Genomic DNA, 13,433 nt, shown 5'->3' on the forward strand with positions numbered 1-13,433 from the left:
AACAGATTTTTCAAAAATCAAAGCGCGAGTTTAATAAAGGTGCGTAGATCGTCTATCGCCTGTTCTCGCGCTTTAGTTTCTTGCACCACAATCAGTAAATCCGCATAGCCATTTAGCATCGCGCTGAGTTGGCGTGCCACCTGCTGGGCATTCGCTTCACGAAATGCACCGGCACAGATGCCATCCTCTATGATGCCCGCCATCAGTGCTTGCCACTGCTGTGTTAGTTGCGTCGCCAATTGCGCATAGGCCGCTTCAGTTGTCGCTTTACGCCAAACAGAGCTATACAGCTGCCAGACCGCATCCGGCTCCTGCGGTAAATAGCTACTGATAAACGCTTCCAGGCGTTCAGTGAAGGGCAGTTGTTCAATATCCTGGGTAAATATCAGCAAATCACGCTGTGCAAATCGGTTACAGGCTTCCAAGCACAGAGTCGCCCAGTCGGGAAAATAGTGATATATGTGGCTGCGCGACAGGCCGAGTTGTGTCGTTAACTCGCGCGTTTTCACATTCTCCAGTCCCTTTTCAATAAACAGTGCAACCGCTGTGTCCAGGATCTTTTCACGCAACTCCGCTGTTGTTTCTTTCATCATCACCGCCGTTGACTTTGAGCAAATGCTCAAATACAATTTTACCACTTTTGAGCAATCGCTCAAAAGCTCAATTTTAACCTAATCATATGCAAATCATACCTGAAAACCTCGAAAACGTGGCGTCACACAGCGCCCTCAATACCCTGAAAGTATTAGCAAAACGAAACAAGAAAAAACTACTGCTGACGCTCATGCTGGTCATCGCTGAGAATGTAGTTTATCTGCTTTATCCGCTGCTGGCGGGTTTCGCCATCAACGCCATCATGCACGGTCACGCACTGCATGGGCTTTTCTATGCCGGTTTGGTATTGGTGATGTGGATGATTGGTGCCGCACGTCGCACCATGGATACGCGCACTTTTGCGCGCATTTACGCAGGTCTCGCAGTGCCGGTGATCCTTGCGCAGCGAGAAGAGGCGCATAACCATTCTGCCATTGCGGCCAGAGTGACACTGTCACGACAATTCGTAGATTTTTTCGAAACGCACCTGCCTATGCTGATCACTTCTACCGCATCTATATGTGGCGCTGTAGTAATGTTATTGACCATAGAACCCTGGGCTGGCTTGGTTTGCCTGATTATTTTGGTGTTGTTTGCTGGCTTTCTGCCAAGGTACACGCGCACCAACGAAGCGCTCATTGCGCGTATGAACGACCGGCTTGAGCGGGAAGTGGGCTTTGTTAGCAGTGCTGGAGAACAAAAACTGCATCGGCATTATCATTTCCTTGCTCGAGTGCGCATTCGTCTGTCCGATCGTGAAGCGATGAGTTATCTATCGATTGGTGTTGCATCAGCACTGCTGTTTGGCATTACGATTACGGTGATGGCGCTAAAAGGTGGGATGAGCGCAGGACACATTTATTCCGTGATGACCTATTTATGGATGTTTGCTATGAGTCTTGATGATGGCCCAGCGCTGCTTGAAAAATATTCGCAGCTCAAAGAGATTGGCAAACGCGTTAATACCGGATCAGCGAGATAACCCTCACCGCAGGCAGTGGATATAGCGCGCCGCTGCCTGCCTGACAATCTGCTGAGCATCCTGGGTAATTTCTCGTCCGGCAAAAGCACCATAGATTTGCGAGAAACTCACCTTATCGAGCCGGTGAACCAGTGTGCTTACGGTAGAGGCTGATAGTGGCAACATATTGGGGTAACTCCACATAAAGGAAACCGTGTTGGCGCCAGGTGCCACCTGCACAATATCGCCACTCAGCAATATGCCACCACGATCTGCCCAGTGAAGTACCGATCCGCCGGCGAAATGTCCGCCCAGCCGCATGAGTTTCACCTCCGGTACCATCTCCAGCTCGTCGCCTTGCCAGTACTTGATATGTGGGCTTTGACGCATAATCCATTGCCGATCATCCGCATGCAGGTAGACCGGCGCGTCAAACGTTTCTGCCCAATCCTGCATCGTACTGTAATAGTGAGGATGCGAAATCGCGATAGCGTGAATACCCCCTAAAGCCTGAATCAGCGTTTCTGTTGCGGAGTCTAAATTGGCAATACAATCCCACAGAATGTTGCCATGCGCGGTTTGTAATAAAAATGCACGCTGATTGATGGCAAAAGCAGGGACTGTTTGTAAGCTGAATAATCTTGGCTGATGTTGCTGCCATTTATTTTGGTGGGTAGCGCATAAATCAGAGAGTGCCAGCCAATGCTGCCCACTCACAGGCACAAATTGGCGCTCGTCTTCGCAAATCTTGCAATGTGTGATGCTTTCATCATCTTCGTAGGAGGTGCTACAAGCGGTGCAAAGTTTAATCATCTCAATGCTCCATCACGCGGTTTGCATTAATTTTAGCCTGGCGTGATACGTGCTAATGTGCGGCAACCGCCATAAAAACCGATGACAGCATGCTGCGTCGTTTTGGCATCACATTTCTGGCGATTAATTTATATACCCGTTATTTCGAATATTTCTGGGATGGTTTACACAAGGTTGTATTCTTTCTGGTTCTCGCGGCCTCACTCGCGCTGATTGGCCGTTATGCAGAGAAAATCTGGCATTTGGGAGAGCGTGAGATGAGTGAATAATCAGATAACCAATGCTGAATAGGTTATTTCTTCCTTAAAAGGGTCACCGCCATAATTTGTGGATGTTGATCGAAAAAGGAAGAATAGTCATGCCGTCCGTTAACATCTCACACCTTTCATTTCTCACGCCAGGCAACTATGCGGATGATGCGCCACAGCAGGGGCTGGAAGAGACCTTACAATTAATCGTTTTGGGTGAACAACTCGGTTATGACGGCGCTTGGGTGCGTCAACGTCACCTGGAACATGGCGTCTCTTCCGCCAGCGTATTTTTAGCTGCCGCCACGCAACGGACGCGAACGATTGAGTTAGGCAGTGCCGTGATTCAAATGGGCTATGAAAGTCCACTTCGCCTGGCGGAAGACCTTATGACCGTGGAGGTTCTATCCGCTGGCAGGCTGAATGTTGGGCTCAGTGCAGGTACGCCCAATCACGTTGAACTGATTGGCGATGAGGTGTTTCACGGTGACTGGCAGCAGCAGGACTTCAGCTATGAACGCCTTAAACGATTACAACTCAACATCCGTGGACGTTACTTTGGGGATGATGAGACGGTTATCCTTTCACCCGGTAATCGCCAGCGGCCCAGAGTGCAGCCCGCCGCACCTCAACTCGCACAGCGCCTGTGGTATGGCGGCAACTCACATCGTTCTATTCAATGGGCCGCTGAAAACCAGTTCAATTTGCTGATCGGAAATCTCACATCAGCAGAAGTCAGCCTCGATTATCATGACGCTCAACTGGCCTTAATTCGTACTTTTAGACAATATTGGGCAGCGGACGCTATCCATCGACCGCGCATTGCAGCTGGCCGCGTTATCATCCCTACCGACAGTGCCAGGCCATCCACCATCAAGCGCTATCAGGATTTTGCTGCCAGCCGCTATCAGCGCACACTGGAGCCACAGGGGCCGAAGCGCATTCTTTTCTCACAGGATATTGTGGGCAGCAGTGAGGAAATTGTCGCGCAGTTAATTAACGATCCGATTCTGCGCGAAGTAGACGAGTTCCGCGTAGAGCTGCCTTATGAATTCAGCCACGCCGAGTATCAACAAATTATCAGTGACTTTATCGTGGGAGTGGCACCCGCGCTAGGTTGGAAAAGAAGAGGGCAGATCAACGCTGCTGTGGCTGCAACTGATAAATCCACGCTGTAACTTTCTCGCCTTCTAGGGTGGTGACTTCGACATCCACTCGATCGTAACCGTCCTCGAACGCGTCCAGCATTGGCAAATGCGACGTAAGATTCTTCGAGCAGAACAGCGAACCATTAACGCGCCCGGCGTTGTTATCCAGTACGATGCCGGGAAAATCTGCAGCTGCCCCCCAACCACGTTCGTAAAAGATGCCGTTGACTGTACCGGTCAGCCACTCGCCACCGATCTCTTCGAGAATATGGGCATTTGAGTGACCGGGTTGTAAGGTGCCATACACAAATAAAGGTTTCATTTTCCCTCGCAAAATCAATCAAAAGAGAAACTTTAACTCTTGAGAGTTCAAATGTCATCTCAAGGCGTATATTCAAAACCAGACCGCCAGTTATGCCATATATGATTCACTAAAAACCGCTATTCTGAACCACCCAACACGGCCAGGTAAAAGATCAATGTTGAATTGTTCAAGCATTTCCCGCGCTGCCATCAAGGGCTATCCGCAATCCGCGCAGTTTGATGGCAAGCGTTTTACCAATGTTGCGCCACGTCAGCCCTTGAAGTTCAGTGAATATTTAAAGATGTTCTGGGATTTGGCGTTCAATAAACCGAAAGAAACCGTACCGCAGCAGCAATTACCTGTGCAGCCGATCACGGCCGAGACACTTGCTGCGGCAGCTGATAACAGTGTGTTTCGTCTGGGGCACTCATCATTACTGCTCAAATTGAAAGGCAAATATTGGCTTACCGATCCGGTCTTCAACTTGCGCGCTTCTCCATTCCAGTGGCTGGGGCCTAAGCGCTTTCAACCTGCGCCTATTGCACTGGATGCGTTGCCGACCATTGAGGGTGTCATCTTATCCCACGACCATTATGATCACCTGGATTACCAGACGATAATGCAGCTAAAAGATCGCGTGCGTTACTTTCTCACTCCGCTAGGCGTCGGCGATTTACTGGCCAAGTGGGGCGTTGCTGAAGAGAAGATTACGCAATTGGATTGGTGGCAATCTACCGATGTGGGTGAAATTCATTTTGTCGCCACGCCGTCGCAGCATTTTTCTGGGCGGGGCTTATTTGATGGCAATAAACGCCTGTGGTGCTCTTGGAGCATTATTACGGATGAGTTTCGTCTGTTCTTTGGCGGGGACTCCGGTTATTTCACAGGTTTCAAAGAGATCGGCAACAAATACGGTCCTTTTGATGTTGCTTGCCTGGAAAATGGAGCCTACGACAGTCGCTGGGCGGATATTCATATGTTGCCAAGTGACACCATACGGGCTTTTCAGGATCTGCAAGGTAAATGGTTATTACCTATCCATAATGCTGCCTTTGATTTGGCCTTCCACCATTGGAACGATCCCTTCAAGCAAATCGTCACACTGGCCAGTGAACAGCGAGTCAAATTGTCGTTACCTCAGATCGGGCAGGGAGTAAACATTTTGCAGCCTCAGGAAGAAGCCGCTTGGTGGTAATAAAATAAACCCGATCATCATGATCGGGTTTATTCATTCTACAGTGAGTTCATCATAGAGACTGCGTAAGCGTGTTCGCAGGTACAATACTGCTTTATGTTTCCGCGATAGCAGCGTCTGTACGCTGACTCCCATCTCCTCAGCTAACTGGTTATAGCTGTAATCCAGCAGTTCAGTTTTCTCAAACACTTCTCGCTGCACTGCGGGTAACTCTGCCAAAGCCTGTTCCAACTCGTCCCATAACAGGGTTTTGAGATAGTCGTCTTCCGGCGTTTGCGGCACACCGAACAAGGTTTCAGCTAACTCATCTTCTGGAAAATCTTCTTCATCACTACCGGTAAATAGGTCGCCAAAGGGAAGTTCACGCTTTTTACGCGCCCGGTCGGTCATTTCGTTACGTGCCGCCTTAAATAACCAAGCGGCGACATTTTCAACCGGCTGCTCAACTTGCATGAGCTTGTAAGTGACTTCCTGCAGAATATCATCGGCATCTTCACGCACTGCCGTGCGGCCACGGATAAAAGCACGCAATGTGGCTCGGCAGGCGTTTAACGCGGATATCAGCAGTGAATCCTGCGCCATCAGTGTCACTCAGCTTCGGGTGGTTTTGGGGTGTTTTCATCATGCTGGCTGCGGTTCTCATCGCGACGACCATGCCAGTCACAACGCTCACGGCGTCCATGTCGAAAACGTTCCCGACGATGCTGCATAAACTCTTCACGCTGTTCCGGTGTCATCTGCATCCAACGCTCATGCATGCGACGACGTGCCATGCCAAACATCCCCGGACGGAAACCTAAACCGCCAAACAAAATGCGACACAGTACCAGTAGCCCAATCGCCTGCCAGAAGCCAATACTCTTAACGCCGATGATCGCCGGAAGAATGGCATTCCAAAGTGACATCACCAGCAAACCTAGCGCCGCAATAATCACTGCGCCGATCAGCAGGGGCTTAATCATACGATGGCCACCAAAAGGGTGACCACGGTGGTGTCCGAGCATATCAAAATCTCTCATTGTGTTGTTCCTCATTACAGTAGCGGAAATCGCCTTGTAATGAGGAAGACGAATGAGCGAAGAAAATATTGCTGAGAAAAATGAAAATTTTTAGCGTTTCGCTTTAGTCGGCCGCAACCGCACATCCTATTCACTGGAACTTATGTGCTAATGTGCCTGATTTCACTAAGCGACAATAATTCTCTGTATAACTTAAGCGATGGAAGCAACCCATGAATCCTCATATTGAATCTGTTGAGCTGGAAAAAGCCTACCGACTAATCAACCATGGCCCCACCACATTGGTGTCTTCGCGCCATGACGGGATTGATAATGTGATGTCCGCTTCCTGGGTGTGTGGATTAGAGTTCAAGCCGGCAAAACTGACCGTGGTGCTGGATAAATCAACGTTTACCCGCAAGCTGATTGAACAAAGCCATAAATTCGTTATCCATGTTCCCACGGTCGGTCAGGCTCAACTCGTACACTACCTCGGTACTCACTCACGTACAGATGAGTCAGAGAAGTTGGCCGCTGCAGGCGTCCAGTTCTTCCAGTTACCTGCGAGTGAACTGCCTTTGGTGGAGGCTGCGCCGCGTGGCTGTATTGCGAGTTAATTCCTATTGAGCAGAATCAAAACGATCACGACCTGTTCATTGGTGAGATTAAAGGGGCCTGGGCGGATAGCCGAGTTTTCAAAGAAGGGCGCTGGTTATTCGAAGAGGCCCCTGAAGAGATGCGCAGTTTGCACTATATTGCGGGGAAACGTTTCTATAAAACGGGCTCACGACTGGATGTTGAGTAAGCGTAAGCCCGTGCTATGAGGACAATGGATTAATCCAACCGGGCTTGACGTATTGGCATTCTATCAATGGTCGACAGCAACACCTCAGTGCTAAGGGGTGTTGTTTCACGCAGCTTCATCCCCCCATCTTTACCGACCAATACCACTTCAAACCCATTAGGATTGAGCTGCTTACGCAACGTTCCGTTCTCATTGGGTGAGGTATCACTCAGTACGATAATCTCGCGCTCTGCCAGTTCTGATTTGTGCTTTTCCAGCATCGCCATCTGCTCAACATAAGCAGGATCAGTTTTAGACGGTGCAAAAATGACTAAAGGGCGATTGTGCCAGCGATACTGATTGAGATCGGCAGCTTTAGGCGATAAAGGCTGGAATAGCGGAGTTTGGGTGGCCTGAGCCGTGCTGGCAACCAGCATCAGGCAAAAGGTTAACAGCAGCACTGGTATATTCAGGTGTAGATGAGGCATCGACATGATAAATTCCCCCGTCAAATTTGAGATGGCGTACTACCAAGGGTAGCGAAAAGGGGAGAGAGTGTTGCTCACTTCACGTTTCTTTACCGTCAATGGCGGGAAGGGGGAATCACTGGCGCATGTTCTGCGCTTCTATGCGACGAGAAAGTACCTCATGAAAGGTTTTCGTGGCCATTGAAACGGCAAGCCAAGACCCGCTTTTCCCAACCCCATCCCCGAATCACTAAATTTTCTCAAACGATTTATTACTGAATTCTGCTCATAAACCCATCCCTATTTCACTCTCTAATCAAGACTCAACGGCCGTTATAGACTGGCAATACGTCACTGTGAATAAGTCGAGAAAATGATGAAAAACATCAGCACCGCGTTAATGGTTTGTGCAGCAATGGCTGCATCAATCACTGTTACTGAAGCAGCGAGTGAAGACGATAGAAAGAAAATTGAAATCCAGTTGTTGAAACAAACTCATCCGCTCACCAATCAGCAAAAAAATACTGCGTTAATTGCGGCTTACGCTGCTACCGGTGAGATGGGCGGATTGCAATCGTCACTGGAACAGGGTTTGGATGCTGGGCTAACCGTGAGCGATTGCCGAGAAGTCCTGGTCCAACTTTACGCTTATGCAGGATTTCCCCGCAGTCTCAACGCTCTGGTAGAGTTGATGAAAGTTGTTGAAAGCCGTAAGCAACGTGGCAAAAAAGATGTGCAGGGTAGTCAACCCGGCCCGATGCCTTCACCTGAAGAGATGCTGGCGGCTGGCACACGCAATCAAACAGCACTGGTCGGTCAGCCGGTAAAAGGCCCTTTATTCGAATTTGCCCCTGCAATCGACCAATATCTAAAAACGCATCTCTTCGGCGATATATTTGTACGTGACAATCTAAACTGGAAAACCCGCGAATTGGCGACGGTCGGTGCGCTTTCTGCGATGAGTGGCGTTGAGTCGCAGTTGAAGTCTCATCTGACAGTGAGTATGAATGTAGGGTTGAGCACAGAGCAGTTGGCTGAGTTAGTGCCTTTTTTCCTGTCACATCATCTGGACAAGGCGGCAGAGCAATTGCAATCGGCTCTGAAAGTATTGACCCAAGATTAGATGATGACTCAATAGAAGCCGGCATCCAAGATGGAGCGCCGGCTTTTATATTTAGAACAATACTGAATAATTTAATCTGAATGTTCTGCCCCTTCCTTCCGGCGTCACCGTAAGTTAGGCTATATGTTAGTAAATATGCAGGTTTTAGGATAACTATTCCAGCCTTCCGACAATCTTAATGCTCATTCAATTGATGAGTTTGATTACCTTAACCCCTCCTTATTACCTTGACTTAAATAATCAATTATAAAATTAATGATAAAAAACCAGGTAATTGATATTTTTATTATCCCGCCATCACCTTTAATATTTTTCACTTATTTCATTTTAATTCCATGAATCATGGTCAAAGCATGATTCATAGCAGGCTGAGCAGAACAATGGCAGGAATATGTGATTGTTGTCACTTATAAGCAACTTTTAGGAGCCCGTACTACCCACCGAAATTTAACTATATGTTTTTAATGTATTTAGTGATTCTCATTAAGCAAGTTAGAGCCTTGCTAGTTTTTTGTATTTTGCAAAAATAACGTTACCATGTTTTAAGGCGTGGTGAAAAATCAACTCGAAACGTGTTTAGTTCTATAAAGATACAGGCCTCAGCCTAAGCCTACAGGTGACAGTATGAAAACCAGTAAACTCGTTATTGCAGGATTAACAGCAGCAGCCATATTTTCAGTTCAAGCGAAAGAGATGAAAGTCGGTGTGGCACTGGCCAACTTTGATCTGAATTTTATCTCTATTCTTAAAGGCCAGATGGAAACGGAGCTTAAGAATGAGCATTTAGGCGGGCAGTTCGTCGATGCAAAAGGTGATGTGGCTGTTCAGGTTCAGCAAGTGGATGATTTTATTAATCAAGGTGTTGATGCAATCATATTAAACCCTGTCGACACGCAGGGAGTATTACCCATGATGAATGCTGCTAAAAATGCGGGTATCCCACTCATCTTTGTCAACCGCAAACCTGAGGTTAAACTTTCAGGAAACATGGCTTATGTGGGTTCTGACTCCGCATTGGGTGGGGAGATGGAGATGGAAGCACTGGCTAAAAAAATGAACTACAAAGGCAACGTCGCTATTCTGATGGGGGCGCTGTCGAATGAAGAAGCCCGTGAGCGCACCCGTGCGACTGAAGCGGTTATTGCAAAATACAAAGATATGAAAGTGGTCGAAAAACAGACCGCAAAATGGCAGCGTAATGAGGCGGTAGATGTAGTATCGAGCTGGCTTTTGAATGGTACCCCGATTGACGCGATAGCCGCAAATAATGATGAAATGGCAATTGGTGCAGTGATGGCGTTGAACCAGGCAAAAAATACCAAGGTACTGGTAGCTGGCATTGACGGCACGCCGGATGGTGTGAAGTTTGTACAAAATGGGGGGATGGCACTTACCATTTTCCAGGACGCTCGTGGACAGGCAACAGGATCGGTTAAAGTTGCACGTGCATTGCTCGATAAGCAAAAAATTGATGCCTACACCTGGGTGCCTTACAAAACCATCACACCTGATAACGTGAAAGATTTTGTTGTTACCTTACAGAAAAAATAAGACCTTCAGCCCGCCAAATGGCGGGCTTTTGCATTACATTATCTACAAATAGAAATTTCTGAGGTTGTTATGTTGCACCACTGCCAAGACGATGTTGTTCTCTATCCCGAATATTCCAGGGGCACTGCTCCCAAACTGCTCTTTGTGTGTCGTACAGAAGGGGAGGAGTCAGCCATACCGCGCGTCATGCATAAACATGATGACCGTCTCGAGATAATGTTTATTGCTCAAGGCAGTGGTCAGTATTTAATTGATGGTAGGCAATATCTGGCTCAGGAAGGCGATATCTTGGTATTTAACCAAGGAGTGGTGCACGATGAACGGCCGCATGTTAGTTCAGATTCACTGATTTACAGTTGTGGGGTCAATGCGCTTCAGTTGGAAGACCTAAGGGAAAACCACTTAATCAGTCGTGACAAAAGTGCTGTGATTGCAAGTGGAGACTATTACACGGCCTTGCGTGGATTATTTGATACATTGTGCTCACAAGTCTTTGATAAAGAACGCCATCATGGCGCAGTAACTCATCATCTACTCAACGCGATAATTATCTTATGTCGAAACATATCACTGGCCCGACATGATGAACTCAATAAAACCGAGACATCACTCGGAATGTCGATCAAGGAATTCATTGATGAGCATTATAAAGAGCCCATAAAACTTGAATCCATCACCAATGAACTTGGGATAACCCAGTTTTATCTGATACATGTTTTCAAACGCTTTTCAGGCTATTCACCAAAACAGTACATTATCAGACGCCGGGTGGGTGAAGCACAGTCGCTGCTGCTAAATACGTCTATGGATGTCACCACCATAGCTGGCATGGTAGGGTATGAAAGCGTGAATAACTTTCATCGAGTCTTTAAGATGATAGTTGGTATCCCGCCTACGCAGTACAAAAATCGCTGGATGGAAGGCATTCGCTCCACCGCTTTAAATTGATATCCGCCCAGTTCAGCGGGCTTTATCTGTCTTCCGATTTTCATCTGTGCATCTCAATTACATGAGAAAGTTATGATGGTGTATGGGGAGTGCAGACGTTAGCACTGGCCATTATGGCCAGTGCTGGTGGATCAAATAGCAGGCAAAACGTAATCAGATTTTTCGATAGTCGCCGTGCGTTTTAGTAGATTAACCGACTTGATCACACCTTCCATACGTGAAAGATTCATATCTTCATGTTCGATGCTAAGCGTCAGCTCTGGATTAGCGAAATGAGCCAGGGTGTAGCAGAAGGCATTCCACCAAGGCTCAGTTTGACCGTAGCCTAAGGTCACATAAGACCAACTGCGGTCACGGCTTAAGGTCATCGGACGGTTATCGAGTGCTGTCGCTGTGGCACGATTCACAGTATCAATGAACGTGTCCTTAGCATGAACGTGATAGATCATACTACCTGCTTGGCGAATGAAAGCTAACGGATCACCCCCCATCCACATTATATGGCTAGGATCAAAGTTCAGCCCAACCACATCTCCAGTGATTTCACGCAACTGCAGGAAAGTTGGCATATTGTAAGCCAGCTGTTGGCCGTGTAGTTCTATGCAGATGCGCACGCCATTATCGCGAGCGGCTTGAGCGGTTTTAGCCCAGTATTCTTGAGCAACTTCCCATTGATGCTTCAGAATAACCTGTGTTTCTGGCGGCCACGAGGTGACGATCCAATTTGGAAAACTGTCACCGGGTGCGCCTGGCAGGCCAGACATGGTGATGACATTCTCAACTTCGAGCAAACTTGCCAGGTTGAGAGTCTTATAAACGCAATCGGAGTGAACTTTTCCCGTAGGCCCGGGATGCATTGGATTGCCATTGGCGTTCAGTGCTGAAAGTGTCAGACCATGATCGTTTAGCTTGCTTTTAAATTCTGCTCTGGCACTGGCGTTTGTTAGCAATTTATCAAGGTCGAGGTGTGGTGCTGTAGACCAGTTACCGGTGGCGAACTCAATGCAATCCAACTCTAACTGCGAAGCCGTTTTAATCACATCATCAACGGACATATGCGCCAGGCTGTCAGAGACTAATCCAATTTTCATCGTGTTATCCTTACAGAGAAATTGAAACGACTTTTTTCGTTTTGAAGGATTCCACTGCGGCCTCTGCCAGCAGAAGTGCTTTTAAACCATCATCAGCGTTAGTCGGTACTGGACGATTTTCCTTCAGCGCGGCGACAAAAGCTTTCCACTGCTCGCTAAACGCTTCCTGATAGCGCTCAAGGAAGAAGTGCAGAGGCTTTTGTGCCTGCGCGCCAAATTCCTCAGTGATCTTAACAAGTGTTGTGGTGGGTACGTTGTGCACGGACAGGCAGCCTTTCTGGCCGTGTGCTTCAATGCGTTGGTCGTAGCCGTATCCTGAACGACGGCTGTTGTTAATTACTGCAATTTTTCCAGATGCTGTTTGCAGGGTAATCACTGCGGTATCAACGTCGCCGGCTTCTTTTACCGTTGGGCTAACCAGTGCCGCTGCAGTTACCGAGACAGATACCGGCTCTTCACCTAACTGAAAGCGCGCCATGTCGAAATCATGGATAGTCATGTCACGGAACATACCGCCAGACACCAGCAGATAGTCATCCGGAAGCGGGGAAGGATCGCGAGAACTAATCTGAAGATGCTCTAATTCGCCAATCTCACCGGCTCTCAAAGCACGATTTAAATGCGCGTGATTTGGGTCAAAACGGCGGTTGAAGCCAATCATAAATGGCACACCCAGTTGCTTGATTTCAGAGACGCATGCTTTGACTCGTTCAATATTCAGATCGATCGGTTTTTCGCAAAAAATGGCTTTACCCGCCCGTGCTGCCTGGAGTGAAAAATTGGCATGTGTGTCCGTTGAAGTTGCGACCAACACAACATCAACTTCAGGGTCAACAATTGCATCATCTGCAGTTAAAACCCTTGCTGAATACTTTTCAGCAAGGGTTTTCGCTGCGTCTTCATAAATATCTGAAACTGAATAAAGGATAGTGTCCGGATGATCGTGAATATGACGCGCATGAACATGAGCAATACGGCCAGCACCTAACAACGCAACTTTTAGCATTATAAACCTCAACGAGTATGTATGAGTGCGATTAGCACTGTCTTCAAAGCAATTTTTGATAGTGGTGGGAAATGAACCTTACAAATCCTATTTCAAGAAACCCACTCGTGAGAATGAAAGTATCGACTTAACCTTTTCGTTTCAATATAAATTTTAGTGAAATTTTTATTTTGTTATAGGGTTAACACTTTCATCCGAGTGC

The 13,433-nt window shown here is 47.6% G+C and carries 14 protein-coding genes and 2 pseudogenes; 8 read left to right on the forward strand and 8 right to left on the reverse strand.

Annotated features, from left to right (window positions below):
• Positions 1-17: 17 nt before the first annotated feature.
• Positions 18-593, reverse strand: coding sequence for a TetR/AcrR family transcriptional regulator (locus tag HA51_RS01335; protein WP_245840116.1), 576 nt, complete (start codon positions 591-593; stop codon positions 18-20).
• 86 nt (positions 594-679) lie between these two features.
• On the opposite strand from HA51_RS01335, the gene HA51_RS01340 reads away from it, so the two are divergent.
• The gene (locus tag HA51_RS01340; RefSeq protein ID WP_084931423.1) at positions 680-1,576 is read left to right on the forward strand and encodes an ABC transporter six-transmembrane domain-containing protein; all 897 of its coding nucleotides are present in this window, start codon (positions 680-682) and stop codon (positions 1,574-1,576) included.
• Positions 1,577-1,579: 3 nt separating this feature from the next.
• Here the strand turns inward: HA51_RS01340 and HA51_RS01345 are convergent, their stop codons facing one another.
• The gene (locus HA51_RS01345; protein WP_084931424.1) at positions 1,580-2,368 is read right to left on the reverse strand and encodes an MBL fold metallo-hydrolase; all 789 of its coding nucleotides are present in this window, start codon (positions 2,366-2,368) and stop codon (positions 1,580-1,582) included.
• Positions 2,369-2,439: 71 nt separating this feature from the next.
• Between HA51_RS01345 and HA51_RS01350 the strand changes: the two are divergent.
• Together HA51_RS01350 and HA51_RS01355 are read left to right on the forward strand one after the other, a co-directional pair.
• Positions 2,440-2,637, forward strand: a pseudogene (locus HA51_RS01350) (DUF2157 domain-containing protein); the annotation flags it as partial.
• Positions 2,638-2,726: 89 nt separating this feature from the next.
• Entirely contained in the window at positions 2,727-3,794 is a 1,068-nt protein-coding gene (locus HA51_RS01355; protein WP_084931425.1) for an LLM class flavin-dependent oxidoreductase, read from the forward strand.
• Here the strand turns inward: HA51_RS01355 and HA51_RS01360 are convergent.
• Positions 3,754-4,086 (reverse strand): gamma-glutamylcyclotransferase family protein, encoded by a 333-nt coding sequence (locus HA51_RS01360; RefSeq protein ID WP_084931426.1) that lies wholly within the window; start codon positions 4,084-4,086, stop codon positions 3,754-3,756. The genes HA51_RS01355 and HA51_RS01360 overlap by 41 nt on opposite strands.
• 259 nt (positions 4,087-4,345) lie before the next feature.
• Between HA51_RS01360 and HA51_RS01365 the strand changes: the two genes are divergently transcribed.
• Entirely contained in the window at positions 4,346-5,263 is a 918-nt protein-coding gene (locus tag HA51_RS01365; protein ID WP_245840117.1) for an MBL fold metallo-hydrolase, read from the forward strand.
• Between the two features lie 33 nt (positions 5,264-5,296).
• Here the strand turns inward: HA51_RS01365 and HA51_RS01370 are convergent, their stop codons facing one another.
• The gene (locus HA51_RS01370) at positions 5,297-5,845 is read right to left on the reverse strand and encodes an RNA polymerase sigma factor (RefSeq protein ID WP_084931429.1); all 549 of its coding nucleotides are present in this window, start codon (positions 5,843-5,845) and stop codon (positions 5,297-5,299) included.
• Between the two features lie 5 nt (positions 5,846-5,850).
• Positions 5,851-6,282, reverse strand: a complete 432-nt coding sequence (locus HA51_RS01375) for a hypothetical protein (protein WP_084931431.1) — start codon at positions 6,280-6,282, stop codon at positions 5,851-5,853.
• A 212-nt stretch (positions 6,283-6,494) separates the two neighbouring features.
• On the opposite strand from HA51_RS01375, the pseudogene HA51_RS01380 reads away from it, so the two are divergent.
• Positions 6,495-7,066: pseudogene (locus HA51_RS01380) on the forward strand (flavin reductase family protein).
• Positions 7,067-7,095: 29 nt separating this feature from the next.
• On the opposite strand, the gene HA51_RS01385 reads toward HA51_RS01380, so the two are convergent.
• Positions 7,096-7,539: a DUF4174 domain-containing protein gene (locus HA51_RS01385; RefSeq protein WP_084931432.1), complete on the reverse strand. Its 444-nt coding sequence runs from the start codon at positions 7,537-7,539 to the stop codon at positions 7,096-7,098.
• A 349-nt stretch (positions 7,540-7,888) separates the two neighbouring features.
• Between HA51_RS01385 and HA51_RS01390 the strand changes: the two genes are divergently transcribed.
• From HA51_RS01390 to HA51_RS01400, 3 genes are all read left to right on the forward strand, one after another.
• Entirely contained in the window at positions 7,889-8,635 is a 747-nt protein-coding gene (locus HA51_RS01390) for a carboxymuconolactone decarboxylase family protein (RefSeq protein ID WP_139810625.1), read from the forward strand.
• A 624-nt stretch (positions 8,636-9,259) separates the two neighbouring features.
• Positions 9,260-10,186 (forward strand): substrate-binding domain-containing protein, encoded by a 927-nt coding sequence (locus HA51_RS01395; RefSeq protein ID WP_084931434.1) that lies wholly within the window; start codon positions 9,260-9,262, stop codon positions 10,184-10,186.
• Between the two features lie 69 nt (positions 10,187-10,255).
• A complete protein-coding gene (locus tag HA51_RS01400) occupies positions 10,256-11,134 on the forward strand; it encodes a helix-turn-helix transcriptional regulator (protein ID WP_084931436.1) in 879 nt (292 codons plus the stop codon).
• A gap of 131 nt (positions 11,135-11,265) precedes the next feature.
• Here the strand turns inward: HA51_RS01400 and HA51_RS01405 are convergent, their stop codons facing one another.
• Both HA51_RS01405 and iolG read right to left on the reverse strand, forming a co-directional pair.
• Positions 11,266-12,225 (reverse strand): sugar phosphate isomerase/epimerase family protein, encoded by a 960-nt coding sequence (locus HA51_RS01405; protein WP_084931438.1) that lies wholly within the window; start codon positions 12,223-12,225, stop codon positions 11,266-11,268.
• 10 nt (positions 12,226-12,235) lie between these two features.
• The gene (iolG, locus tag HA51_RS01410) at positions 12,236-13,231 is read right to left on the reverse strand and encodes an inositol 2-dehydrogenase (RefSeq protein ID WP_084931441.1); all 996 of its coding nucleotides are present in this window, start codon (positions 13,229-13,231) and stop codon (positions 12,236-12,238) included.
• Between the last annotated feature and the right edge of the window lie 202 nt (positions 13,232-13,433).

Origin of the sequence: Pantoea rwandensis (genome assembly GCF_002095475.1) — a bacterium.
Classification (GTDB): Bacteria; Pseudomonadota; Gammaproteobacteria; order Enterobacterales; family Enterobacteriaceae; genus Pantoea; species Pantoea rwandensis.

Excerpts from the sequence above, each read along its gene's own strand:
- HA51_RS01390 (WP_139810625.1), top strand. The coding sequence starts at position 7,889 with ATGAAAAACATCAGCACCGCGTTAATGGTTTGTGCAGCAATGGCTGCA.
- HA51_RS01405 (WP_084931438.1), bottom strand. The coding sequence starts at position 12,225 with ATGAAAATTGGATTAGTCTCTGACAGCCTGGCGCATATGTCCGTTGAT.
- HA51_RS01400 (WP_084931436.1), top strand. The coding sequence starts at position 10,256 with ATGTTGCACCACTGCCAAGACGATGTTGTTCTCTATCCCGAATATTCC.
- HA51_RS01355 (WP_084931425.1), top strand. The coding sequence starts at position 2,727 with ATGCCGTCCGTTAACATCTCACACCTTTCATTTCTCACGCCAGGCAAC.
- HA51_RS01375 (WP_084931431.1), bottom strand. The coding sequence starts at position 6,282 with ATGAGAGATTTTGATATGCTCGGACACCACCGTGGTCACCCTTTTGGT.
- iolG (WP_084931441.1), bottom strand. The coding sequence starts at position 13,231 with ATGCTAAAAGTTGCGTTGTTAGGTGCTGGCCGTATTGCTCATGTTCAT.
- HA51_RS01360 (WP_084931426.1), bottom strand. The coding sequence starts at position 4,086 with ATGAAACCTTTATTTGTGTATGGCACCTTACAACCCGGTCACTCAAAT.
- HA51_RS01370 (WP_084931429.1), bottom strand. The coding sequence starts at position 5,845 with ATGGCGCAGGATTCACTGCTGATATCCGCGTTAAACGCCTGCCGAGCC.
- HA51_RS01335 (WP_245840116.1), bottom strand. The coding sequence starts at position 593 with ATGATGAAAGAAACAACAGCGGAGTTGCGTGAAAAGATCCTGGACACA.
- HA51_RS01345 (WP_084931424.1), bottom strand. The coding sequence starts at position 2,368 with ATGATTAAACTTTGCACCGCTTGTAGCACCTCCTACGAAGATGATGAA.
- HA51_RS01385 (WP_084931432.1), bottom strand. The coding sequence starts at position 7,539 with ATGTCGATGCCTCATCTACACCTGAATATACCAGTGCTGCTGTTAACC.
- HA51_RS01395 (WP_084931434.1), top strand. The coding sequence starts at position 9,260 with ATGAAAACCAGTAAACTCGTTATTGCAGGATTAACAGCAGCAGCCATA.
- HA51_RS01340 (WP_084931423.1), top strand. The coding sequence starts at position 680 with ATGCAAATCATACCTGAAAACCTCGAAAACGTGGCGTCACACAGCGCC.